Origin of the sequence: Paenarthrobacter sp. NPDC092416 (assembly GCF_044755025.1) — a bacterium.
Taxonomy (GTDB): domain Bacteria; phylum Actinomycetota; class Actinomycetes; order Actinomycetales; family Micrococcaceae; genus Arthrobacter.
Genome location: NZ_JBIVQG010000006.1, coordinates 255,332 through 277,119, shown reverse-complemented (window position 1 = coordinate 277,119; position 21,788 = coordinate 255,332). Strand labels below are relative to the sequence as shown.

21 protein-coding genes and 1 pseudogene are annotated in these 21,788 nt (G+C 62.6%); 17 read left to right on the top strand and 5 right to left on the bottom strand.

Annotated features, from left to right (window positions below; translation table 11 throughout):
* Together ACIQC5_RS13780 and ACIQC5_RS13775 are read right to left on the bottom strand one after the other, a co-directional pair.
* Positions 1 to 2,019 carry a hypothetical protein gene (locus ACIQC5_RS13780; protein WP_400283133.1) on the bottom strand — a complete coding sequence of 673 codons (2,019 nt, stop codon included), beginning with the start codon at positions 2,017 to 2,019 and terminating at the stop codon, positions 1 to 3.
* Between the two features lie 165 nt (positions 2,020 to 2,184).
* Positions 2,185 to 3,117 (bottom strand): NAD-dependent epimerase/dehydratase family protein, encoded by a 933-nt coding sequence (locus ACIQC5_RS13775; RefSeq protein WP_400283130.1) that lies wholly within the window; start codon positions 3,115 to 3,117, stop codon positions 2,185 to 2,187.
* Between the two features lie 139 nt (positions 3,118 to 3,256).
* Between ACIQC5_RS13775 and ACIQC5_RS13770 the strand changes: the two genes are divergently transcribed.
* The 7 genes from ACIQC5_RS13770 to ACIQC5_RS13740 all read left to right on the top strand — a co-directional run bounded on the left by ACIQC5_RS13770 (position 3,257) and on the right by ACIQC5_RS13740 (position 10,038).
* Positions 3,257 to 3,979, top strand: a complete 723-nt coding sequence (locus ACIQC5_RS13770) for a TetR/AcrR family transcriptional regulator (RefSeq protein ID WP_400283128.1) — start codon at positions 3,257 to 3,259, stop codon at positions 3,977 to 3,979.
* Between the two features lie 23 nt (positions 3,980 to 4,002).
* Positions 4,003 to 4,803, top strand: coding sequence for an oxygenase MpaB family protein (locus tag ACIQC5_RS13765; RefSeq protein ID WP_400283126.1), 801 nt, complete (start codon positions 4,003 to 4,005; stop codon positions 4,801 to 4,803).
* Complete coding sequence (locus tag ACIQC5_RS13760) at positions 4,796 to 5,692, top strand: DUF817 domain-containing protein (protein ID WP_400283123.1); 897 nt, start codon at positions 4,796 to 4,798, stop codon at positions 5,690 to 5,692. Before ACIQC5_RS13765 ends, ACIQC5_RS13760 begins: the two co-directional genes overlap by 8 nt.
* A 254-nt stretch (positions 5,693 to 5,946) precedes the next feature.
* The gene (dnaK, locus tag ACIQC5_RS13755; protein ID WP_400283120.1) at positions 5,947 to 7,809 is read left to right on the top strand and encodes a molecular chaperone DnaK; all 1,863 of its coding nucleotides are present in this window, start codon (positions 5,947 to 5,949) and stop codon (positions 7,807 to 7,809) included.
* A gap of 2 nt (positions 7,810 to 7,811) precedes the next feature.
* Positions 7,812 to 8,450 (top strand): nucleotide exchange factor GrpE, encoded by a 639-nt coding sequence (locus ACIQC5_RS13750; protein ID WP_400283117.1) that lies wholly within the window; start codon positions 7,812 to 7,814, stop codon positions 8,448 to 8,450.
* 177 nt (positions 8,451 to 8,627) lie between these two features.
* A complete protein-coding gene (locus ACIQC5_RS13745; protein WP_400283115.1) occupies positions 8,628 to 9,605 on the top strand; it encodes a DnaJ C-terminal domain-containing protein in 978 nt (325 codons plus the stop codon).
* Positions 9,606 to 9,615: 10 nt separating this feature from the next.
* Complete coding sequence (locus ACIQC5_RS13740) at positions 9,616 to 10,038, top strand: heat shock protein transcriptional repressor HspR (protein ID WP_400283112.1); 423 nt, start codon at positions 9,616 to 9,618, stop codon at positions 10,036 to 10,038.
* Positions 10,039 to 10,193: 155 nt separating this feature from the next.
* Here the strand turns inward: ACIQC5_RS13740 and ACIQC5_RS13735 are convergent, their stop codons facing one another.
* Positions 10,194 to 10,754, bottom strand: coding sequence for a hypothetical protein (locus tag ACIQC5_RS13735; RefSeq protein WP_400283109.1), 561 nt, complete (start codon positions 10,752 to 10,754; stop codon positions 10,194 to 10,196).
* Entirely contained in the window at positions 10,729 to 11,571 is an 843-nt protein-coding gene (locus tag ACIQC5_RS13730; RefSeq protein WP_400283107.1) for a hypothetical protein, read from the bottom strand. The genes ACIQC5_RS13735 and ACIQC5_RS13730 overlap by 26 nt, the downstream gene beginning before the upstream one ends.
* A 213-nt stretch (positions 11,572 to 11,784) precedes the next feature.
* Here ACIQC5_RS13730 and ACIQC5_RS13725 point away from each other — a divergent pair.
* A pseudogene (locus tag ACIQC5_RS13725) lies at positions 11,785 to 11,953 on the top strand (DnaJ C-terminal domain-containing protein); the annotation flags it as partial.
* Positions 11,954 to 12,015: 62 nt separating this feature from the next.
* Here the strand turns inward: ACIQC5_RS13725 and ACIQC5_RS13720 are convergent.
* Complete coding sequence (locus tag ACIQC5_RS13720; RefSeq protein ID WP_400283104.1) at positions 12,016 to 12,414, bottom strand: YybH family protein; 399 nt, start codon at positions 12,412 to 12,414, stop codon at positions 12,016 to 12,018.
* 185 nt (positions 12,415 to 12,599) lie between these two features.
* On the opposite strand from ACIQC5_RS13720, the gene ACIQC5_RS13715 reads away from it, so the two are divergent.
* The 9 genes from ACIQC5_RS13715 to ACIQC5_RS13675 all read left to right on the top strand — a co-directional run bounded on the left by ACIQC5_RS13715 (position 12,600) and on the right by ACIQC5_RS13675 (position 21,703).
* Entirely contained in the window at positions 12,600 to 12,878 is a 279-nt protein-coding gene (locus ACIQC5_RS13715) for a DUF3040 domain-containing protein (protein ID WP_400283101.1), read from the top strand.
* A gap of 48 nt (positions 12,879 to 12,926) precedes the next feature.
* A complete protein-coding gene (locus ACIQC5_RS13710; RefSeq protein ID WP_400283098.1) occupies positions 12,927 to 13,253 on the top strand; it encodes an ArsR/SmtB family transcription factor in 327 nt (108 codons plus the stop codon).
* Complete coding sequence (locus ACIQC5_RS13705; RefSeq protein WP_400283096.1) at positions 13,250 to 13,984, top strand: cation transporter; 735 nt, start codon at positions 13,250 to 13,252, stop codon at positions 13,982 to 13,984. The genes ACIQC5_RS13710 and ACIQC5_RS13705 overlap by 4 nt, the downstream gene beginning before the upstream one ends.
* Complete coding sequence (locus tag ACIQC5_RS13700; protein WP_400283093.1) at positions 13,984 to 14,316, top strand: hypothetical protein; 333 nt, start codon at positions 13,984 to 13,986, stop codon at positions 14,314 to 14,316. The genes ACIQC5_RS13705 and ACIQC5_RS13700 overlap by 1 nt, the downstream gene beginning before the upstream one ends.
* Before the next feature lie 234 nt (positions 14,317 to 14,550).
* Positions 14,551 to 15,600 (top strand): iron ABC transporter substrate-binding protein, encoded by a 1,050-nt coding sequence (locus tag ACIQC5_RS13695; RefSeq protein WP_400283090.1) that lies wholly within the window; start codon positions 14,551 to 14,553, stop codon positions 15,598 to 15,600.
* 4 nt (positions 15,601 to 15,604) lie between these two features.
* On the top strand, positions 15,605 to 17,203 hold the full coding sequence (locus ACIQC5_RS13690; RefSeq protein WP_400283087.1) for an ABC transporter permease: 1,599 nt from the start codon (positions 15,605 to 15,607) through the stop codon (positions 17,201 to 17,203).
* Positions 17,200 to 18,366, top strand: coding sequence for an ABC transporter ATP-binding protein (locus tag ACIQC5_RS13685; RefSeq protein WP_400283085.1), 1,167 nt, complete (start codon positions 17,200 to 17,202; stop codon positions 18,364 to 18,366). The genes ACIQC5_RS13690 and ACIQC5_RS13685 overlap by 4 nt, the downstream gene beginning before the upstream one ends.
* A gap of 73 nt (positions 18,367 to 18,439) precedes the next feature.
* Positions 18,440 to 21,046, top strand: a complete 2,607-nt coding sequence (locus ACIQC5_RS13680) for an AMP-binding protein (protein WP_400283082.1) — start codon at positions 18,440 to 18,442, stop codon at positions 21,044 to 21,046.
* A 186-nt stretch (positions 21,047 to 21,232) separates the two neighbouring features.
* A complete protein-coding gene (locus ACIQC5_RS13675) occupies positions 21,233 to 21,703 on the top strand; it encodes a hypothetical protein (RefSeq protein WP_400283079.1) in 471 nt (156 codons plus the stop codon).
* Positions 21,704 to 21,788: the final 85 nt, after the last annotated feature.

Below are 21,788 nucleotides of genomic sequence, written 5' to 3'. Positions count from 1 at the left end.
TCAGGCCTTCTGCCTCATGGTTTGCATGAATCCTTTGTCATCAATCCGGACCAGGTTGGGGCCCTGCAGCGTGTACAGGAAGCCATCCTCGTCAGCGGTGATGTGCGGCCCGCTGTACCAGCCGCCGTTGATGCCGGGCACCACAACGGACACTGCGAAGGTGATCGGATCGATGCGGAAAACGGTGGTGTCCGAGACGCCGTAGACGGTCCCGCGGCTGACCTGAAGGGCCCCGAAGTCCGTGCACACGCTGCTCAGATCGCCTTGGTGAACCACTTGGCGGGTGTCCAGGTCAATGACGAAAAGGCCGGCAGCCCGCCGGGACATGCCATAGAGGTACTTTCCCTGGATGGCCAGCGCGGCGATGCCGGCAGTCTGACCGGGGTCAAGGCGCCACAGTTCCTGATTGGCTACCGGATCCCAAGCGACTACAGTGCTCCGCGGACCATCGGAGTAGATGTTGTCCCCGCCGAGGTAGGCCACGCCGTCCTTGGTGGCCACGGCGCGGACCATCTGAAGTGAGTCGATCGGGTTGACCTTGGTGGTGACCTGCGTTGTGACGGGGTTGTAGGCGGCGAAGCATCCGCCACCGCCGGTGTCATTCTGGGCGCCCGCGATCACCAGACCGTTGACGGCGTCCCAGCACACGTCCAGTGGGCGGTTTTGCCCGGCGGGGAGAGCAGCTACTTGGTAGGGGAGCTGGCCGGTTGAAGGATCGTAGGAGTAGATACCCCGGGAGTTGTATTGTCCCGTGAAGAGAACCCCGCCAACCACCACCGCGTCCTTGGCCTCGCCCGTGGCCCGGAGGTAAGACACCTGTTCCGTGGCCAGTTGGTGCCGGGCAATGGTTCCGGTACCACCCACGTAAACGTCGCCGGCGCCCGCTGCGAGGCCCATGCAAAGTTGCGGCCCGCCAGGTGCCCCTGCCTGCGTCAGGTCATACTTGGCCGCGGTCTTCGTCACGGGATCCACCTCAATGACGTCGTAGGAGGACACCGTCAATGCCTTGCCGTTGTAGACGTCCAGGCCCCACATTGCGCCGACGTCCTCCGTGAGGATTTGCGTGATCTTCTTGGTGGTCATGTTGTAGGACCAGACGCCAGGTTCCTTGACGAAGAAGACCTGATTCCCCAGCTGACGGAACATCACGCCGGTCTTGGCGATGATGGTGTACTTGGAGGGATCGGCCAGGTTGATCAACACCGACTTGCCGGGGCCCTTCACGCCGACACCCAGTTGCCCGTCCAACACGCTCAGGGAGGTGACGGAAACGCCTGTTGCTACCTCTGCCGGGAGAATGTTGGTGGATGTCTTGGTGGCTCGGTCGAACGCGAACAGCCGGCCCGGGCTTGAGCCGTTGCCACCACCCAAAGTGCTGCCTGTGCCGAAGTACACGGTGGTGTCGGTGGCGGCCACAGCCTGCGCAATCGTGGCTCCCGGATCCGGAACGCCCCAGCTGGTCACGGCATTCGTGGCGGGATCGTATTCCCATAGGGACGGTGCATTGGTGGTCAATCCGCCACCGGCAGCGTAGACCTTGCCGTCAGGAGCCACGGTCAGGGCACGGATGTCCCGGTCGCCGGTTTCGCCTACTCCCACCGCCGGCTGGTTGGGAGTGCTCAGGTCCCAACGGTAGATATTCGGTTTTCCGTCAATTCCATCGCGGAGCACGCCGGCGTAAAGGTAGCGGCCCGTGGGGTCAGCAGCCAGGGCTTGGATGCTGTAACCCGAGCCAAGGTCTGTCCGCGAGGTGATGGTGCGGGTTGGGAGGTGGAAGCCGATGATCCGCACAGGGTTCAGGTTGCGGGATCCGATGTAGACGGTGTCGCCAACCAGCAGCGAACTCATAAGCGAGAACTGAACTACTGCGGGTCCGAGGTCTGTGATCTGCGGGCCGATTGCGGTCTGTGGCCTGGCTGCCTGGGCCGCGCCTGAGGACATTGCTGACAGTGCTACGGCAAGCCCGCCGATGCCCCCGGTCTGCAGCAATTGACGACGATTGATGGCGAATGTGGACATGGAAGATCTCCTCATTGAGTGTCCCGTTGGGGGGGTGTTTCCAAGAGTGGCTTAGTGCAGTCCGGGACGTTCCGGAGACGTCCTGTGCACTGCCCCCAGCGTTTCAGCCAGTGACGGGGAAATCCATGATTCGAACATTTTCAGACATTCGCACGCCGCTGTAACCTATTTCGGCTGCCGGACGGCGTCCCTCCACCACGCCACCGACGCCGCCGCAGCGTCTTGCAAAGGGGTTGGGTCCAGGCCCAGGAGCCTCTGGCTTTCCGAGGAATCCATGACGAAGGGCCGCTCGAACTGGTACAGCAATTCGGCCAGTTCCCGCATGTCGACGGAGAAGACACCAAGAGCCCGGAGCATCCACCCCGGGATGGCACTCACCTTGGGTGCGGAAACGCCGGCGGCTGCCGCGAACGCCGCGGCAAGCTCGCGCTGAGTCACGGCAGGTCCGGTGGGCGCATGCAGCACTTTGTTCCAGAGCTTGGGATTCTGCGCAGCGGCGATCATGGCGGCCACCAGGTCAGGGACGTACGTGAAGGAGTGCGGCTGGGCGGTGCTCCCGACAACCTGCAGTGGCTTCCCCGCCAGGATCGGCGACACCATCCGCTCGCCGCCATGCGCCATCTTCACCCGGGGGCCGAAGAAATCTCCCGCAACCACGCTCACAGTGTCCGCCGCATGGGCCTGGCGTGCCTTCAGCAACCCGGTCCGAACGCCGCGCTTGCCACCCGACGCCTCGCGCGGACCCGCCTCGGTCATCACAAGGTCAGGCTCGCTGTAGGAGTAGAGGCTTTCGGGAAAGACGACGACGGCGCCCGCGGCTGCCGCTGCATCCATCACCACTTGCTCGGCCCGGGGGAGTTCGGCCGCCCACGCAGCGGCGCGGTAAGCCGAGCCGTGGATGCAATGGAAGACTGCCTCGGCGTGATCGAAGGCTTTGCTGAGTTGGGCGGGATCCGAGACGTCCACCCGCAGGCGTTCAACAAGCGGGTGGTCCGGTCCGCTCCCGGAGCGGGTCAGGATGCGGACTTGGTGTCCCTGTTCGGCGAGTTGCTCTGCGACGGTCCAGCCGACGGGGCCTGCTCCTGTGACGACGTACATGGGGTGCTCGCTTCCTGATCATTTTGGCTTCTAAAGGAGAGCACTGCTCTCTCAATTCAGAATGATCCGTTGATCATCAAAAGTCAAGAGCACTGCTCTCATTTGTTGACGGCGCTCTCTGTTGTGGCAAGCTGGGTCCATGACCTCCGCCGAAACCAAGGCCAAACCGCCCACTCCCCGCGAGCGTGCACGGACCCGGACCATCGCCGACATCGTGCGCTTGGGGCGCGAACATTTAGCCGTCCACGGAGCCGCCGCATTGTCGCTGCGTGCCGTCGCCAGAGACCTGGGCGTGGTGTCCTCGGCTGTTTATCGCTACGTGGAGAATCGTGATGAGCTCCTGACGCTGCTCCTGATTGATGCCTACAACGAACTGGGCGACGAGGTGGACGCTGCCGTTGATGCCCTCCCCGCAGAAGACTTCGCCGGCCAATTCAGGGCACTCGGTAACGCGGTCCGGTGGTGGGCCCTCCGCGAGCCTGCCAGTTACGCATTGCTCTTCGGTAGCCCGGTGCCCGGGTATCAGGCCCCCGGCGAGCGGACCACGGGTCCCGGAACGCGGGTCATTTTGAAGCTCGTGAGCATCTTCGACGCCGCCTATCGCGCAGGCGCCCTGACCGCGGAAGTGCCGCCCGCCGTCGTACTTCCGCCAAAGTTGGCCGAAGACATGGTGAACATCCGCACCCAACTGGGCCTCGCTGTGCCTGATGCGTCGTTGGCGCGCGGTGTGCTGGTGTGGACGTCGGTGTTCGGGGCGATCAGCTTCGAAGTGTTCGGGCAATACGGTGCTGACACCTTCGCCGCGCGAGACGAACTCTTCGCCCACCAGCTGGGCGTACTCCAGGGCGTCGTGGGGCTCTAAGCCGCGGACGGTAAAGTATCAGGATGGCTCGAGGACTGGCGGATATCGGTGCGGAGGGCGTCCTGCTCGCCGGTGCCGGTCGTGCCATCCTGCTGCAGATTGCCGATCCCAAGGTGGGGCATGGTGTGGCCGAGCATAGCAATTTCGCCGAGCGGCCCATGGATCGGCTGCGCGCAACCATGACGTATGTCTACGCGGTTGTCTATGGCTCGGAGGAGCAACTGACCGCGGTTCGCCGGGCCGTGAACCGTGCCCACGCGCCGGTTCGCCGCGCCGCTGAGGGTGCATCCAACGGCTACAACGCGTTTGACGCCGAGTCCCAGCTTTGGGTGGTGGCCACCCTCTACGACACCGCCGTCACCGTCTACGAACAAATCCATGGCCCGCTCGACGGCGATACCGCCGATCGCATCTACCGTGAGTACGCGAAAATCGGCACCGCGCTGCAACTTCCTCCGCAGCTGTGGCCAGCGAACCGGGCAGCCTTTGCCGAGTACTGGACGTCCTCTGTTCAACGGCTGCAGCCGGATGAAAAAGCGAGGAGGGTTGCCCAGGACCTCCTCTATCCCGTGGGTGGTCCGGCGCTCATGCGGCTGGCCATGCCTCTTGCCCGTTTCCTTACTGCGGGGCTGCTTCCTGATCACCTGCGCGAAGGCTTCGGCTTTACGTGGAGTCCCCGCCATGCCCGGAGTTTCGGTCGGACCATGCGGCTCGTAGGGCTGGTTTATCCGCGATTGCCGCAGCGGATCCGGCACTGGCCCAAGGACTACTACCTTCGCCAGCTGGAGCCGGCGGTTACGAAGCCCGGGGTGAAGCATGCGTAGCTCCACGTCCGTTGAGCAGGCAATCGACCGCCTCGCCCACCGCTACCTGGACCGCGCCCGCGGTGGCCGCCTGCGTTCCGGGCTCACTGAGTTCGTGGTGTTTGGGCTCAAGCAGGCGTGGGCATGCGTCTTCGGTGCCGCGCTGTTGGCTGTGATCATCGGGGTGCGCCTCTGGTATCCGGCCGATGCCGGGCTTGCCAGCAACGACTTCCTGACCATCGCCGCCGTGGTCATCCAGATCCTGATGATCTCCTTCAAGCTGGAGACGTTCCGGGAGCTGCGGGTGATCCTGCTGTTCCACGTGGTGGGTACCGTCATGGAGCTGTTCAAGACGGACGTGGGTTCCTGGATGTACGACGCCGAAGGGGTGCTGAGGATCGGCGCCGTTCCGCTGTTCAGCGGATTCATGTACGCCGCCGTGGGGTCCTACATGGTGAGGGTTTACCGGCTCTTCGACCTCCGTTTCGATCGTTACCCCCACCGCTGGATCACGGCCATTGTTGCCGGTGCGATCTATGTAAATTTCTTCTCGCACCACTTCATCGCCGACGCGCGCTGGGTGCTGCTTGCCGCCGTCGTACTGGTTTACGGAAGGTGTGTGATGCACTTCCGGGTGTTCCGGCGCCGCTTCCGCATGCCCATCCTGCTGTCGTTCTTCCTGGTGGCGTTGTTCATTTGGCTCGCTGAGAACATCGGCACGTGGTCCCGCGCCTGGCTGTATCCGAACCAACTGGACGGCTGGCACGCGGTGTCGATCGACAAGCTGCTGGCGTGGTTCCTGCTGATGATCATCTCCGTGGTGCTGGTGGCCTGGGTCTACAAACCGGAGCCGCTGGATGCCCCTGCAGATGCCACCAGGACCGTTGAGGACGATCAGATCCCCGCGTGACCACAACCTGGCAGTTCACGCTGGGCGAAACCAGCCCAAAAACCTCGTGATTCCGGGGATGTCCGAGCCTCAAAACGCAAAGTTGAGCGTACTTCACTCAACTTTGGATTGACTTTGTTCCGAGGCTGAGTACAGTTGAGTGCAGAACGCTCAACTAGCCGATTGTTGAGTGGCCTCCCGATGAAACCAGCCGCCCAGCGGAGAGCTTTGACGGGTGCAATCTTCAACATCGGCCATTGAAAGGAAAACAAGATATGTCACGTGCAGTAGGTATCGACCTCGGAACCACCAACTCCGTGGTCTCTGTTCTCGAAGGTGGCGAGCCCACCGTTATCGCCAACGCAGAAGGCGGCCGCACCACGCCGTCGGTCGTTGCGTTCTCCAAGTCCGGCGAAGTCCTGGTTGGCGAAATCGCCAAGCGCCAGGCCGTCAACAACATCGACCGCACCATCGCTTCCGTCAAGCGCCACATGGGCACCGACTGGACTGTCGCCATCGATGACAAGAAGTACACGCCGCAGGAAATCTCCGCGCGTATCCTCATGAAGCTTAAGAACGACGCCGAGAGCTACTTGGGTGAAAAGGTCACCGACGCTGTGATCACCGTTCCGGCCTACTTCAACGACGCCGAGCGCCAGTCCACCAAGGAAGCCGGCGAAATCGCAGGCCTCAACGTACTCCGCATTGTCAACGAGCCCACCGCGGCTGCACTGGCCTACGGCCTGGACAAGGGCAAGGAAGACGAACTCATCCTGGTCTTCGACCTCGGTGGCGGAACCTTCGACGTCTCCCTCCTCGAGGTTGGCAAGGACGAAGACAACTTCTCCACCATCCAGGTCCGCGCAACCGCCGGTGACAACCGCCTCGGTGGCGACGATTGGGACAACCGCGTTGTCGAGTGGCTCCTGAGCCAGCTCAAGATCAAGGGCATCGACCTCTCCAAGGACAAGATCGCCCTCCAGCGTCTGCGTGAAGCTGCGGAGCAGGCCAAGAAGGAACTGTCCTCCTCCACCAGCACCAACATCTCCCTCCAGTACCTCTCCGTCACCCCCGACGGCCCGGTCCACCTGGATGAGCAGCTCACCCGTGCCAAGTTCCAGGACCTCACCAAGGATCTGCTGGACCGCACCAAGAAGCCGTTCCACGACGTTATCGCCGAAGCCGGCATCAAGGTTTCTGACATCGACCACATCGTCCTCGTCGGTGGCTCCACCCGTATGCCTGCTGTCTCCGAGCTCGTCAAGGAACTCGCTGGCGGCAAGGAGCCCAACAAGGGCGTCAACCCGGACGAGGTTGTGGCCGTTGGCGCAGCACTGCAGGCCGGCGTCCTGAAGGGCGAGCGCAAGGACGTTCTCCTCATCGACGTCACCCCGCTGTCCCTCGGTATCGAAACCAAGGGTGGCGTCATGACGCACCTGATCGAGCGCAACACCGCAATCCCCACCAAGCGTTCGGAGACCTTCACTACCGCTGACGACAACCAGCCGTCCGTGGCCATCCAGGTCTTCCAGGGCGAGCGTGAATTCACCCGCGACAACAAGCCGCTGGGCACGTTCGAACTGACCGGCATCGCTCCGGCACCGCGCGGCGTTCCGCAGGTCGAGGTCACTTTCGACATCGACGCCAACGGCATCGTCCACGTGTCCGCCAAGGACAAGGGCACCGGCAAGGAACAGTCCATGACCATCACCGGTGGCACTGCACTCTCCAAGGAAGACATCGACCGCATGGTCCGTGAAGCCGAGGAGCACGCCGCAGAGGACAAGGCCCGCCGCGAAGCTACGGACACGCGCAACTCCGCTGAGCAGCTGGCTTACTCGGTTGAGAAGCTGATCGCCGAAAACGACGACAAGCTGCCGGAAGAGGTCAAGACCGAGGTGAAGGCCGACGTCGACGCCCTCAAGTCTGCCCTCGAAGGCACCGACGACGCCGCCGTGAAGACTGCGTTCGAGAAGCTGCAGGCTTCCCAGACCAAGCTCGGCGAAGCCATCTACTCGCAGGCTGCTGCAGCTGACGCTCCGGGTGCCGGTGCTGAAGGCGCTCCCGCTGGTGACAAGGCTGACGACGAGGACATCGTCGACGCCGAGATCATCGACGAAGACGAAGCGAAGAAGTAGCCATGCCTCACCACGGCAACGACGCAGAACACTCTGAAGGCAACGAGCAGCGTAAGCCGGTGATTCGGGACAACCGCAAGGTTGACCCGGAGACCGGAGCTGCACGGCACGCCGAAGGCGCAGCTGCGGCTCCCACCGACGGCGACGCCCTCTCCCAGGCTGAGGAAATCCTCAACGGGGTAGAGGTGCCGGCTGAGGAGTCGGTAGCTCCCGGTGCCGCGGCAGAAGCCGAGGCGGCTGAACTCCGCAACGACCTCCTTCGCCTGCAGGCTGAGTACGTCAACTACCGCAAGCGCGTCGAACGCGACCGTGCCGTCGCAGGGGAAATGGCCGTCATCGGCGTCCTGAACTCCCTGCTCCCGGTACTGGACGACGTCGACGCCGCACGCCAGCACGGTGACCTCGAAGACGGCCCCTTCGCCGCCATCGCCGCCAAGCTGGAGAATGCGCTGAAAACGTACGGACTGGAACGCATCGCGGAAACGGGTGTCGAATTCGACCCCACCATCCACGAGGCACTCATCCAGCAGCCGGGCGAGGACATCGAGGTTGACACGGTCAGCCAGGTGCTGCGCTCCGGATACCGCTCGGGTGAGCGTGTCCTGCGTGCAGCCCAGGTCATCGTGGCTGTCCCGGCGTAGTCTCGCCTTCCGCCTTCGCGGATGAGGGGGCCCCGCCCCTACGCGTGGCGGCTCTAGTCCTACGGACTTAGCCGCCACGCTCCGGTAGGCCCGAAGCCACTCCCGGGCCCCCTCATCCGCTACGGCTAACAGGTAGTCTCGCCGTACGCTCTTGTTTGTTTTAGAAAGGAAACGCTCTTGGCCAGCCAGGACTGGGTTGAAAAGGATTTTTACGCGATCCTTGGTATCGCCAAGGACGCGTCCGACGCGGATATTAAGAAGGCTTACCGCAAGCTTGCCCGGCAGTACCACCCCGATACGAATTCCGGGGATGCTGCTGCGGAGAAGCGGTTCAAGGACATTTCCGAGGCCTATTCCGTGCTGTCCAGCGCTGAGGATCGTCAGCAGTATGACGCTATCCGGGCCATGGGTGGCGCTCGGTTCGCTCCCGGGGCCGGTGGTGGTCGTGGGGGAGCCGGGGCCAACGGTGGTTTCGAAGACCTCTTCGGCGGCTTGTTTGGTGGCGGAGCCCGTCAGCCTGCCGGCGCGGGCGGCATCCCTCCGGAGTTCGCGGACCTCTTTGGTGGCGGATTCGGTGGTGGCCAGCCCGGTTACCAGCAGCGGGCGCCGCAGAAGGGCTCGGACCGGACCGCCACAACGTCCATTTCGTTCGCCGGTTCCATCAAGGGGACCACGGTCAGCCTGCGTGAAAGCAACGGCCACGTGATCGACGTCAAGATTCCCGCCGGCATCAAGGACGGGCAGAAAGTCCGCCAGCGCGGCAAGGGCAACGTAGGCCCGGCCGGCAACGGCGACCTCATCATCACAGTCGCCGTGAAGCCGCACGATTTCTTCCACCGCGACGGCGAGAACATCCGCATCCACGTGCCGGTCACGTTCTCCGAGGCGGCGCTCGGCGCCACCATCGAGGTTCCAACGCTCGACGGCGACACCGTCAAGGTGCGCGTCCCGGCCGGGACACCGTCCGGCCGTACGCTCCGGGTCAAGGGCCGGGGCGTGAAGACGTCCAAGGCGACCGGTGACCTGCTGGTGACTATCGACGTCGTGGTCCCCCAGAACCTGAACAAGGAAGCGGAGGAGGCCGTGAAGGCGTTTGCCGAAGCGACCGCCGACGCCGACCCGCGACGCGACCTGGCCGCGAAGGCCCGGTTGTAAGGAGGCGGTCATGGGCATCGACGTCAACCAGCCGATCTTCGTCATCTCCGTGGCTGCGGAGCTTGCCGACATGCATCCGCAGACGTTGCGCCAGTACGACCGCCTGGGCATCGTCTCGCCGAGCCGCGCGCCCGGCAAGTCTCGCCGTTACTCCCAGAACGACGTCGACAGACTGCGGGAGGTCCAGCGCCTCTCCCAATCCGGCGTCTCGCTCGAGGGCATCAAACGCATCCTGGACCTCGAAAACCAGGTCGCCGCGCTGCAGTACCGCGTGGCGGAGTTGACGGAAGAACTGACCCGCCGCCGCACGCCCGTGGACGCGCGCATTTTCGCTGCGGGAGCAGCCGGCGACGTCGTCAGCCTGGCCCGCGGGCAGCGTCCCCGCGCGCGGTCGCAGGCTGTTGTGGTGTGGAGGCCGCGGCCAGGGGACTGAGCGGCTAACCCCCATAGGCGGTATGGTGCGTCTTGACACACGAACGTGGGTGCGGTTCTATGGATTTAGCCCACCTCCTGCCGGGGGGTTGGGAAGTTAAAGCCAGGATCCCCGCCGAATGACGGGACCTGGCTTTCGCGCTTAATGCTCGTTCCTCAGATATCGTGTCGGCTGATGGGACTCGAGAAGAGATTCAGCCACTTGTCATTGCCGGCTTCGGAGTCTCCCATGGCCCCAAGTATCTGGTCCGGAATCCACAGCATGGGTTCCACCGATGGAAGCTCGACTTCCACGCGCAACGATGCGGGCATTGCCCTGCTACCGCGCAGCTTATCGACCAGACGCAGGTCCCGTTCGTTAAGGGAGCGGGTGCGGGATTCCAAGAACACAGAGCTCACCCCCAAACTCCCGAGCTCGGCGAAGAGGCGCTCCATGCACTTGGCCCGTGCCCGTTCTTGTCGCCGCGGATCCAACGGCGCTGCGACGACAACAATGTGAGTCGCGTCCACAGTACGCAGAAGATTCATCGAGAGCTTCTTGGCTCTGGTGTCCATGTCCCGCCAATGCAGCTTCGGGCCGTTGGTTAGCATTGAGCGAAGCTCTTGCCGCACTGAGTCGCAGTAAGAAGGATCAGCCACCGCGGCTGCGAGCATGTAGAGCGGCTCTTTGACGTTGACGGTGCGCATGCTCTCATCCACCCAGGCGTGGAGTTTCACGTTGGGGTCCTTTCCCTGCAGCCGACTGTTTGTGGGCGAAAGGGCCCGTGAGTGTGTAGATGTTCACTGTCATTGTCCCCGTGTCGGAAAGGGCTGACGTCCGCTTCTCTTTGTCGATGCGTAGCAGTCCGAGGTCAGCAAGTACACCAAAACCCCGTTCAGCCGTGTCAGCTGACCACCCGTACCATTCGGGGAATTTCTCTGTCGCAACTTCGAATCCTGGCTTCTCGTGCAAAGCGACGAGCAGCATCGCCGTCTCGGGCAATTTCAGCTGCTGGAACCAATGGTCGGTCCAGAATGTATTGTCGAGCGGCAAGAATCGGTCAGCGTTCCCTTTGCCTGGTCGTGTGTACGGTCCACCATGACCGTCAGGGCGCAGGATTGTCACCTTCACGAGTCGTTTCTTCCCAACACGTGCGCGCGTGATGAGCTTCCTGTCTTCCAAACGACGCAGGATCTTGCTGACTGCCGCGCGGGCGGAGGCCTTGTCGGCGGCAGCTGTTGTATCGAAGGCCCGCGCCCAGGCGCCAATCGGCAGTGAAGTGCTCCAATCATGGTGATCCTTGCCGCCGCTGCTGATCATGGCGTGAAGCAGAAGGAACGCCCGAAGACCTCGGAGGTCGCCGTTCCGCACGAATTCGCTCAAAGGTCCTGAGCGGTCTTTGATCCTCCGATCGGGGTTCTGCACAAAGGCCTTGAGAATCGGAGCAGCCGAACGGCCGGTGCGCTCCAACAACTCGGCGCGCGTTTGATCCGGCGTCGCCGACGGAACGTCCTCCTCAACTAACGAGACCGCCAGACCTTTTGTACTTTCCATGCCGCAACTCTGACAGATCATCCCGCGGCTCACAAGCACACAACCCCAAGGTCAATTGCCGCCACAGCGGGTGACGTGAGATAACCCTGTAATACCCATTGCGATGACCATGTGAGAGTACCTGTCAGACCCATATCCGGATACCTCACCAGCGCCAGCCCGTGGGTGCCAGCGCCCTGGCTGAAAGCACCTTGAAGCAAGCGGCAAGGCCAGTTCGCAGAGGCGCCGCTCGGCGCCACCCTCGAAGTTCCAACGCTCGACTGTGACACCGTCAAGGTGCGCGTCTCGGCCAGGACGCCGTCGGGTCGTAGGTTCCGGGTTAAGGGCCCGGGTCGTGAAGGCGTTCAGGGCGACCGGTGACCTGCTAGTGACTATCGACGTCGTGGGCCGCGGCCAGGGGAGACCCGGTAGCCTATTGCGGCGAAACTGTGGATTGGTGCCGTGTCACCCGGTAACGGTATCTGCGTGCCGATGCGCCACTTTCCATTCGCCACCCTCACGGCGATACACCTGGGTGGCGCGGAGGACATACGTTCGCGGTTCGCCGTTGACGGAGGTTGAGGTGTGCTCCAAGCCAACTGTGTAGGCCATGTCGCCCACGACGTCATGTGCCTGCAACTCGAATTCGTACGATGTGCAATTGGAGAAGCTCTTCCCCAGTTCAGCGAAGAGTGTGTTCAGGGCGTGCTGCCCCAGAGCATTCCGCCACGCACCCAGAACACTCACGGGTTCGCTGCGGGACCAGAGAGCCCGGCGTGGGGCCGGGTCGCCGTTGTGGAGGGCCAGTTCTGCGTGGCGCAGTTCGGACGTGACCCAGGCAAGGAAATCGTCACGATCGGTCATACCCTTAGTATGCTCTCGGCCGGAGGAAGGTTGAACCGGGTTCGACGCATCCTTGTGGAAAGAGTTTGCTGTGGGGCAGATAATGAAGGCATGGCACGGTTCTTGCGGTCCGTGCGGTGGTTGGAGCTTCGGCCAACAAGGCCGATGCGGTGTTCCGGCCCTAATGCAGGTGAGGAAAGATTCCGATGGCCTTGTCGGAAGAAGAGCGCAGGCGTCTTGAGCAGCTCGAACACGAGCTCGCCATCGCCGATCCGGATCTCGACCTTGAATTGAAGTTGGGAAAACCCCGCGGTATGGGCGTCCGGACTGTTTTGAGTGTTCTAGCGGCAGTAGCTGGCTTCGCAATGATTATCACCGGGATCATGAGTCAGGTCATCATCCTTGGCGTGATTGGATTTCTGCTCATGAGCGCAGGCGCCACGTGGTTCCTCAGTGGCCTCTGGGCGCGCAGAGGGTTCAAATGACGCATGCCTTCGATTGCTTGAGTACACCGTCGGATGTACTCTGGGTGCATGCAAACCCTCACCCATGCCCCGGTGCTTGCCAGGTTCGGGTACGCCGTCTCGGATCCCACCAGGGCCAGAATTCTGCTCTCGCTCTCCGAAGCGCCAGCCTATCCATCTGAGCTCGCGGATGCCTTGGGCGTATCCCGGCAAAGCATGTCCAATCACCTGACGTGCCTTCGCGGTTGCGGTCTCGTGGTGGCGGTGCCGGACGGGCGCCGGACCAGGTACGAGCTCGCTGATGCGAAGCTGGGCCACGCCATTACAGACTTGCTCGGCGTTGTCTTGGCCGTTGATCCAGCGTGCTGCTCACCTGACGGGGAATGCCTGGCATGACGATGTTGACGCTTGGGCTGAGTCCCGTTCGGCGGACCATTTTGACCCGACGCATCCGGCTGTTCGCTGCCGCAACCATCACCTACAACGTCATCGAAGCCGTCGCCGCACTCTGGGCGGGAGGCATCGCAGACTCGTCTGCCTTGATTGGATTCGGCCTGGACTCCGTGATCGAGGTGGCGTCTGCCGTCGCCCTTTCCTGGCAGTTTTCGGCCAAGGAACCGGAACGTCGTGAACACCTGACGCTGCGGATCATCGCCGTATCCTTCTTCGCGCTGGCCGCCTTCGTTGCTGTGGATGCGATTCGTTCCGTGACCGGCGGGGGCGAAGCCCGGCACTCCACACCAGGCATCGTGATCGCCGCACTGAGTCTGGCCATCATGCCGGTCCTGTCCTGGATGCAGCGGCGGACCGGCCGGGAACTCGGGTCCAAGACGGCTGTAGCCGACTCCAAACAGACCTTGCTGTGCACTTACCTCTCAGCGGTCCTGCTGCTGGGCCTGGTTCTTAACAGCACGTTGGGTTGGTGGTGGGCCGACGCCGGAGCAGCCCTCGTTATTGCCGCGATCGCCGTCCGCGAGGGCGTCAACGCGTGGCGAGGCGATATCTGCTGCACCGTTCCCCACGCAGAAGAGATTGCTGCCGAACCAAATGCCGATGCCTGCTGCGCGGAATGCGGTCCGGCCGAGGGGCAGCGGCATGGTTCATTGCCTTTGGCGTCCAAGGACTGATGGTGGACCGCTACGAACTCCAAGTCATTGAGGGCTGTCCGAACACGGACCGCGCGATGGAGCTCTTCCGGCGCATCTTGGCCGAGGAGGGGCAGAACGCGCCCGTGAGGCTCCGGGTCCTGACCTCGGATACTGAAGCTTCCGAGCTGGGGTTCCGTGGCTCGCCTTCATTCGTTGAAAATGGCCGGGATCTCTTCCCTTCAGACGTTCAGCCTGCGTTGAGCTGCCGTGTTTACTTGTCCGCGAACGGCATGAAGGGGCTGCCATCCCCGGAGGTCCTGAGGCAGGCCTTGCGCGCCGGATTGAACCCAGGCACACCAACAGGCCGGTAGCTGGAGGCCACAAAGATCGTGGTGGCGCGCTCCATTGTTCAGGGCCCCGGAACCCGGTCTACGCAGGAACCTGGCTGAACCCAGACCAGGACCCCAAGGACGAATCTTGGCACGTAACAAACATGATGCCCGTCACGTGAAGCCATACGGCGTTGGCAGCTTAGGCATGGCTAACCTAAAGTTCTCGGTGGAGATAGTCCCCAATTTTTTCGATCTTCCAAGAAAGTAGCCCTCATGAAGCTCCGCAAGAACGCGCTGGCCGGAATCGCACTGGCAGCCACCGCAGCCCTCGGCCTCGCGGCCTGTGGTTCCAACGCCGGCACCGCGCCCGCTGCAAGCGAATCCGCCGCTTCGGGCGATGGCATCACGGTGTACAACGCCCAGCATGACTCCCTGACCAAGGAATGGGTGGACGCCTTCACCAAGGAGACCGGCATCAAGGTCACCATCCGCCAGGGCTCGGACACCGAACTGTCCAACCAGATTGTCCAGGAAGGCGCAGCCTCCCCGGCCGACGTTTTCCTCACCGAGAACTCTCCTGCAATGGCGCAGGTCGAGAACGCCGGTTTGTTCGCGGACGTCGACAAGGCCACTCTTGACCAGGTTCCTGCGGAGTTCCGTCCGTCCACGGGCAAATGGACCGGCATCGCTGCCCGCTCCACCGTCCTGGTCTACGACAAGGCCAAGCTGACCGAAGACCAGTTGCCCAAGTCGATGCTTGACCTGGCCAACCCCGAATGGAAGGGCAAGTGGGCAGCTTCGCCGTCCGGCGCTGACTTCCAGGCGATCGTTGCCGCTCTGCTCGAACTCAAGGGCGAAGCCGCCACTGAAGCCTGGCTCAACGGCATGAAGGAGAACTTCAAGGCCTACAAGGGCAACAGCACGGCCATGAAGGCAGTCAATGCCGGTGAAGTCGATGCCGCACTGATCTACCACTACTACTACTACGGCGACCAGGCCAAGACCGGCGAGAACTCCAAGAACGTCACGCCGTACTTCTTCAAGAACCAGGACCCGGGCGCATTCCTGTCCGTTTCCGGCGGTGGTGTCCTGAAGTCCTCCAAGAAGGCAGCCGACGCCCAGGCCTTCCTGAAGTTCGTCACCGGTAAGCAGGGCCAGGAGGTCCTCAAGAACGGCACGTCGTTCGAGTACGCCATCGCCTCGCAGGTTGAGGCCAACTCCAAGCTTGTTCCGATCAAGGAACTGCAGGCTCCCGCCGTGGATCCGGCCAAGCTGAACTCCACCAAGGTCACCGAGCTGATGACCAAGGCAGGACTGCTGTAGTTCTGTGACCACTGATCTATCGGCTCCCGGCTCGCAAAGCAAAGGGAGCACGGCGACGGCGGGCAAGGGCAAACGCCCTCGCCCGCCTTTCGGCGTTTCTACTGTGGCGATCCTGGCCATCTTGATCGCAGTGTTTTCCCTCGTCCCGCTGGGCTACGTCGTCTACATGACGGCAGCAACAGGCTGGGATACCGCCGTCGAACTTATTGTCAGGCCCCGCGTTGGTGAGCTCCTGCTGAACACCATCATGCTGGTGGTCTTCACGGTACCGCTGTGCCTGATTCTGGGTGTTGGCGGTGCTTGGCTGGTGGAGCGCACCCAGCTTCGGGGACACCGCTGGTGGGCAGTGGCATTGGCAGCGCCCTTGGCCATCCCGGCCTTCGTCAATAGCTATTCCTGGGTTTCGGCCGTACCTTCTTTGGAGGGAATCTGGTCCGGTGTGCTGATTGCCACGCTCTCGTATTTCCCGCTCGTCTACATTCCGGCGGCCGCCACCTTGGGCCGTCTTGACCCCGCGATCGAGCAGTCAGCAGCCTCCCTGGGACTCGGCCCGTGGGCTGTCTTCTTCCGTGTGGTCCTGCCGCAGCTTCGCATTGCCATGTCGGGTGGCGCGCTCTTGGTGGCCCTGCACCTGTTGTCGGAGTACGGCGCCTTCGCCATGATCCGCTTCGATACGTTCACGACGGCGATCATGGTCCAGTTCCAGTCGACGTTCAACGGCACCGCCGGCAACATGTTGGCCAGTGTCCTGGTCCTTCTGTGCCTCATCCTGCTGATGGCCGAAGTGAAGAGTCGAGGCACGGCCCGCTATGCCCGCATCGGGTCCGGCGCGCAGGCCAAAGCCACGCGCCTCGCCCTCGGCGGATATCAATTGCCCGCGCATCTCGGACTCTTGGCGCTGTCCGTCCTGGCATTCGGCCTCCCGGTCTGGGTGGTTCTGCGCTGGGTCGTGGCAGGCGGCGCTGGCGTCTGGGCTGCCGACGAATTCATTCCGGCGCTGCTGCAGACCTTGATGTACGGGACCATAGGTGCAGCCGTTACAACGTTGGTCGCCTTTCCGATGGCCTACCTCGCTGTTCGACGTCCGAGTTGGTTCAGCAAAATGCTTGAGCTCTCAAACTACGTGACGAGTTCCCTGCCCGGCATCGTGGTTGGCCTGGCCTTTGTGACCGTCAGCATCCGGGTTGTTCCGGGTGTCTATCAAACTGCAGCGGTGTTGATTGCCGCCTACGTCCTGCTCTTCCTGCCCCGGGCTTTGGTCAACCTCCGTTCCGGACTGGCCCAAGCCCCCAAAGAACTCGACGAAGCGGCCCAGTCCTTGGGCAAGGCACCCATCGTGTCCTTCATCAAAGTGACTTTGCGTCTCACGGCCCCGGCAGCCGCTGGGGGAGCGGCCCTGGTGTTCCTGGCCATCGTCAACGAACTCACCGCCACGTTGCTGCTTTCGCCGAACGGGACCCGTACCCTAGCCACCGAGTTCTGGAACAAAAGCAGCGAGATCGACTACGCAGGCGCAGCGCCCTACGCCTTGCTCATGATTCTCATCTCCGCCCCCATGACTTACCTGCTCTTCCAACAGTCCAAGAAAGTAGCCGGACAGTGACCGAACAATCCCCTTCCAGGCTCCCGGTGCCCAGTGTTGCCCCGTCAGTTGCGTCCACCATCAATTCGCATCTCTCGGTGGTCGGCGTTACCAAAAACTTCGGCTCACAGGCTGTGTTGAAGGGCGTTGACCTGTCCGTGGAGAAGGGCGGAACAACCGCCATTGTGGGTCCTTCGGGTTCCGGTAAGACAACGCTGCTGCGGGTCATTGCCGGATTCGAGGATCCGGCCAGCGGCTCGATCCACTTGAGTGGCTCACATGTGAGCGGTGATGTAACCAGGGTTCCTGCGCACAAGCGTCACATCGGTTACGTCGCCCAGGACGGCGCATTGTTCCCGCACTTGACGGTCGGGCAGAACATCGCATTCGGTTTGGACGCCGGAAAGCTCGACGGTGGCCGACGCGCCGTTCGTGCGCGGGTCCAGGAATTGCTGGAGATGGTGTCGTTGGATGCTGCGATGGCCCAGCGCCGCCCTCACGAACTGTCCGGAGGCCAGCAGCAACGGGTCGCTTTGGCCAGGGCGCTGGCACGCGAACCCGAACTGATGCTGCTGGACGAACCCTTCTCGGCCCTGGACGCCGGGCTTCGGGTTGCTACCCGCAGGGCAGTTGCCAAAGTACTCAACGAAGCAGGCGTAACCACCATCCTGGTTACCCACGATCAAGGCGAAGCGCTGTCTTTCGCTGACCAAGTGGCGATCATGCGCGGGGGACGCTTGGCCCAGATCGGCAACCCCTTCGTCGTTTATACCCGCCCCGCAGACCGCGCCACGGCAGAATTCCTGGGCGAAGCCGTCATCCTGGATGCATGGATGGAAGGATCCCTCGCCACATGCTCGCTGGGCGGCATTCCGGTGCGGCGGCCTCCGGTGCAAGGGAAAGTGCAACTCATGCTTCGCCCCGAGCAGATCAGGATCGCGCCCGACGGTCCAATCCGCGGCGTCGTGGTGGACACCGACTATTTCGGACCGGAGACTACAGTCCGGATCAAGCTCGGTCCCTACACAGCACCGGACGGCAGCAGCGGAAAAAACGGCCACCGGTACCCGGGCGGCGGCGAAGTTATCACCATCCGGCATTGGAACGCCTCCATTACGAAGCCGGGCACCGAGCTGTGCCTTCGTGTTGTTGGTGAAGCTGTGGCATTTCCGGTGGGCGAGTAGCAACGACGACTTTTTCATGTCATCTGCATAATCCATTTGAGTTAGGTTAGGTTTACCTTCTAGCCTTTCTGGCGTGACTATTCAGCCAGATTTGGCCGGAATTTCGTTCGCCGCCAATCTGGCCACCTTCGGAGACCGGACCGCCATCAGGGTCAACCACCGCTCAGTGAGCTATCGCGAACTCGCGCGCCGTGTGGAAGACATGGCCCTTTCTTTCGGGCCGGCCCGTCGCCTCATTGCGCTGGAGGCCGAGAACACGCTGTCTTCGCTAACGGTCTATCTCGCCGCGTTTGCCTCCGGGCATCCTTTGCTGATCCTTCCCACTGGCGGTGGCCACGCCGTGGAGGCTCTCATCTCTGCCTATGACCCGGACATCGTGGCCCGCGCAGCCCAGGGCGAATCAGTGCTGGAAGTGCGGCACCAGGAACCGAGGCATGACTTGCACCCGGAACTCGCTCTATTGGTGAGTACCTCCGGGTCCACCGGATCGCCAAAACTCGTTCGTCTCTCTGCCGCATCCGTCCAAGCCAACGCGGCTGCCATTGCCGAGTACCTCCATTTGCGTCCCAGCGACACCGCGGCAACCACGCTTCCTCTCTCGTACTGCTACGGGATGAGCGTGGTCAACAGCCACCTGCTGGTGGGCGCCTCTCTGGCCTTGACCGATCTTTCGGTAGTGGACCCGTGCTTCTGGGATATGGTCCGCTCTGAGGACGTGACGTCGTTTGCCGCCGTTCCTTACACGTTTGATCTCCTGGATCGAGTGGGATTTGAGCGCATGGACCTTCCGAGCCTGCGCTACATCACGCAGGCCGGAGGTCGTCTGGCCCCGGACCGTGTCCGTTCTTATGCCGAATTGGGCCAGGAGCGCGGCTGGGACCTTTTTGTCATGTACGGGCAGACGGAGGCCACTGCCCGCATGGCCTACTTGCCTCCCGACCAGGCAGCAGAGAATCCGCACGCCATCGGAGTACCCGTACCCGGAGGATCATTCCGGCTGGAACCGGTTCCGGGCTTGGATGACTGCGAGCTTGTGTACACCGGACCCAACGTCATGCTCGGCTACGCTGAACGGTCTGAGGACCTGGCTCTTGGCCGGGTAGTCACCGAACTGCACACGGGCGATCTTGCCAAGTGCGGCCCCGGGGGACTTTATGAAATCGTGGGCCGACGGAGCCGTTTCGTGAAGATCGTTGGGCTTCGGATTGATCTGGGACGAGTCGAGCGACTTCTTGCGGATCTGGGGTTGACCGCCGCCGCTGCGGCTGGCTCCGACGACATCGTAGTGGCAGCAGTCGAAGGCGATCATGATCTTGCACTCGTGGCCAAGACCTTGGCGCAGGATTTGGGTGTGCCACGGGCCGCCGTGCAACTGCATTCTGTGCCTGAGATCCCGCGGCTCGGCAGCGGGAAACCTGACTATCCCGCGGTCTTGGCCATGTACGTTGTGCCGGATCCCGCTCGGCAACTGCAGGCTTCGGCAGCGGACGCCACGGGTACAGAACCGTCGACGGATACCGCGAGGGAGATCTTCGAGGACGTCTTGGAACGCCAAGACGTCAACGACTCCGACACGTTTGTTTCCTTGGGTGGTGACTCGCTGTCTTACGTGGCTGCTTCCGTCCGCTTGGAGCGCGCGCTCGGATACCTTCCCCGAGGCTGGCATCTGATGCCCGTTTGCGAGCTCACACCAGCTCCCCTGTCTGCTGATCATCCCTCCCGCCCAGCTACCAACGTGAAGGAGAGGGTCAGTAAATGGCAGGGACGGCTGTTCGCCCGCATGGAGACGGGTATTGTGCTGCGCGCTGTGGCGATCGTCTTCATTGTCTCGACGCACTTCAAGTTCTTCTCCTGGGAGGGAACAGCGCACGTGTTGATGGCGCTGGCAGGCTATAACTTTGCCCGCTTCCAGTTGTCCGGCGCCCGAAAGGAACGGTTGCTGAGGCAATTGCGCGCCGTGGCCCGAATTGTGCTTCCAAGCGTCGCCGTGATCGCCGTCGCGTTCGCACTCACGGACGATTATGGCTGGCAAAACGTGTTCCTGCTGAACTCGCTTTTAGGACCGCAAGGGTGGACGGACATGTCCCGCTTCTGGTTCATTGAAGTGCTGGTCCACACTTTGCTTGGCTTGTCGTTGCTGCTTGCAATACCGGCCTTCCACCGTGCCCAGCGCAGGTGGCCGTGGGGCTTCCCTCTGGCACTGGCCGGCGTGGATCTGCTGCAGCGCTTCGACGTCATTGAACTGCCCTACCCCGGACAAGGGCCCGTGCTGTGGCTCTTTGCCCTGGGCTGGGCGGCCGCAGCCTCCAGCAGTGTCCGGCAGCGCGCCGTCGTGACTGTTTTGGCTTTGCTGACGATTCCCGGTTCGTTTTCGGACGAGTACCGCAGCGCAACCATCCTGGTTGGGTTCCTCATTCTGCTCTGGATCCCCACGCTGCCCGTGCCCCGCGGACTGCATCGGATCACAGCGCTGCTGGCCACGTCGTCGCTGTACGTGTATGTGACTCACTGGCTGGTTTACCCGTTGCTGGTGGATGGGGACAAAGGGTTCGCCGTCCTTGCCTCGCTGGCCGTGGGCGTGGCCTACTGGGCTACGGCGACGCGCGCCATGGCAAGCGCCGAGCGTTGGCTTCGTGGCCGCCGTCGAAGAAGGCCGCGGTCGCCGGAAACGGTCGGCTGACCTCCCATGGATGTCCACGCGCTTGAGGCGCCAGGGTGAGGACGCCGGTTTGCATTCCTGCGGCGCGGCAGCGAAGGAACCGCTGCGGGAGGTCGACCGTGCATTGCGCTCGAATCGCCTCACTTCCTGTGCCGGGACGGCCGGGTGCATAGGGCACCCTGAAAGCGCCGCTGATATGTTTACACCATGCTGAAGCAGCCGCGGTCCACCCGAAAGCTCCGCGTCGCTGCGGGATTGCTCCTGGCACAGGGTGTCCTTATGGAGGGCCTTGTAGTCGTTGGGCTCGTTGTGCTTCTGGCCACCGGTGTCACCCAAGACGTCATAACTGAGAACGCTGAGATATTCGCGTTGCCATATCTGCAAGACAGTCTCTATCTCATGATGGCCATGAGCGGAGTGTTTGCCATACTCCGTGTGATTGGCGGCGTTGCACTCTGGAGAGACCGCTTGTGGGGACTTGCGCTCTCACTCATCAATTGCATAGTCACGCTGGTCCTGATGATCTTCCTGCTGCCTGCCGGAATAGCCGATGGGTTGCTGTCGGGGGCTGCGCTCGTGCTCATCCTCCAAGGGTGGCTCGGGAAAGATCAGAATGGGCAAACCCGATCCATCAGCGACATGCACCAGCGATCTGAACGCCATTCCACCGTCCGGTAGGGGCTCTTGGCCTGATCCGAGAGGAGAACGGCCGTGTCGTGATGCGTCCCCGCTGCTTTCAAGCCTATGGCCCGGTTGGATGCGG

What these genes read in the sequence shown, in the direction of transcription:
- ACIQC5_RS13780 (WP_400283133.1), bottom strand. Translation starts at nt 2,019, where the DNA reads ATGTCCACATTCGCCATCAATCGTCGTCAATTGCTGCAGACCGGGGGC.
- ACIQC5_RS13775 (WP_400283130.1), bottom strand. Translation starts at nt 3,117, where the DNA reads ATGTACGTCGTCACAGGAGCAGGCCCCGTCGGCTGGACCGTCGCAGAG.
- ACIQC5_RS13770 (WP_400283128.1), top strand. Translation starts at nt 3,257, where the DNA reads ATGACCTCCGCCGAAACCAAGGCCAAACCGCCCACTCCCCGCGAGCGT.
- ACIQC5_RS13765 (WP_400283126.1), top strand. Translation starts at nt 4,003, where the DNA reads ATGGCTCGAGGACTGGCGGATATCGGTGCGGAGGGCGTCCTGCTCGCC.
- ACIQC5_RS13760 (WP_400283123.1), top strand. Translation starts at nt 4,796, where the DNA reads ATGCGTAGCTCCACGTCCGTTGAGCAGGCAATCGACCGCCTCGCCCAC.
- dnaK (WP_400283120.1), top strand. Translation starts at nt 5,947, where the DNA reads ATGTCACGTGCAGTAGGTATCGACCTCGGAACCACCAACTCCGTGGTC.
- ACIQC5_RS13750 (WP_400283117.1), top strand. Translation starts at nt 7,812, where the DNA reads ATGCCTCACCACGGCAACGACGCAGAACACTCTGAAGGCAACGAGCAG.
- ACIQC5_RS13740 (WP_400283112.1), top strand. Translation starts at nt 9,616, where the DNA reads ATGGGCATCGACGTCAACCAGCCGATCTTCGTCATCTCCGTGGCTGCG.
- ACIQC5_RS13730 (WP_400283107.1), bottom strand. Translation starts at nt 11,571, where the DNA reads ATGGAAAGTACAAAAGGTCTGGCGGTCTCGTTAGTTGAGGAGGACGTT.
- ACIQC5_RS13720 (WP_400283104.1), bottom strand. Translation starts at nt 12,414, where the DNA reads ATGACCGATCGTGACGATTTCCTTGCCTGGGTCACGTCCGAACTGCGC.
- ACIQC5_RS13715 (WP_400283101.1), top strand. Translation starts at nt 12,600, where the DNA reads ATGGCCTTGTCGGAAGAAGAGCGCAGGCGTCTTGAGCAGCTCGAACAC.
- ACIQC5_RS13710 (WP_400283098.1), top strand. Translation starts at nt 12,927, where the DNA reads ATGCAAACCCTCACCCATGCCCCGGTGCTTGCCAGGTTCGGGTACGCC.
- ACIQC5_RS13705 (WP_400283096.1), top strand. Translation starts at nt 13,250, where the DNA reads ATGACGATGTTGACGCTTGGGCTGAGTCCCGTTCGGCGGACCATTTTG.
- ACIQC5_RS13700 (WP_400283093.1), top strand. Translation starts at nt 13,984, where the DNA reads ATGGTGGACCGCTACGAACTCCAAGTCATTGAGGGCTGTCCGAACACG.
- ACIQC5_RS13695 (WP_400283090.1), top strand. Translation starts at nt 14,551, where the DNA reads ATGAAGCTCCGCAAGAACGCGCTGGCCGGAATCGCACTGGCAGCCACC.
- ACIQC5_RS13675 (WP_400283079.1), top strand. Translation starts at nt 21,233, where the DNA reads ATGCTGAAGCAGCCGCGGTCCACCCGAAAGCTCCGCGTCGCTGCGGGA.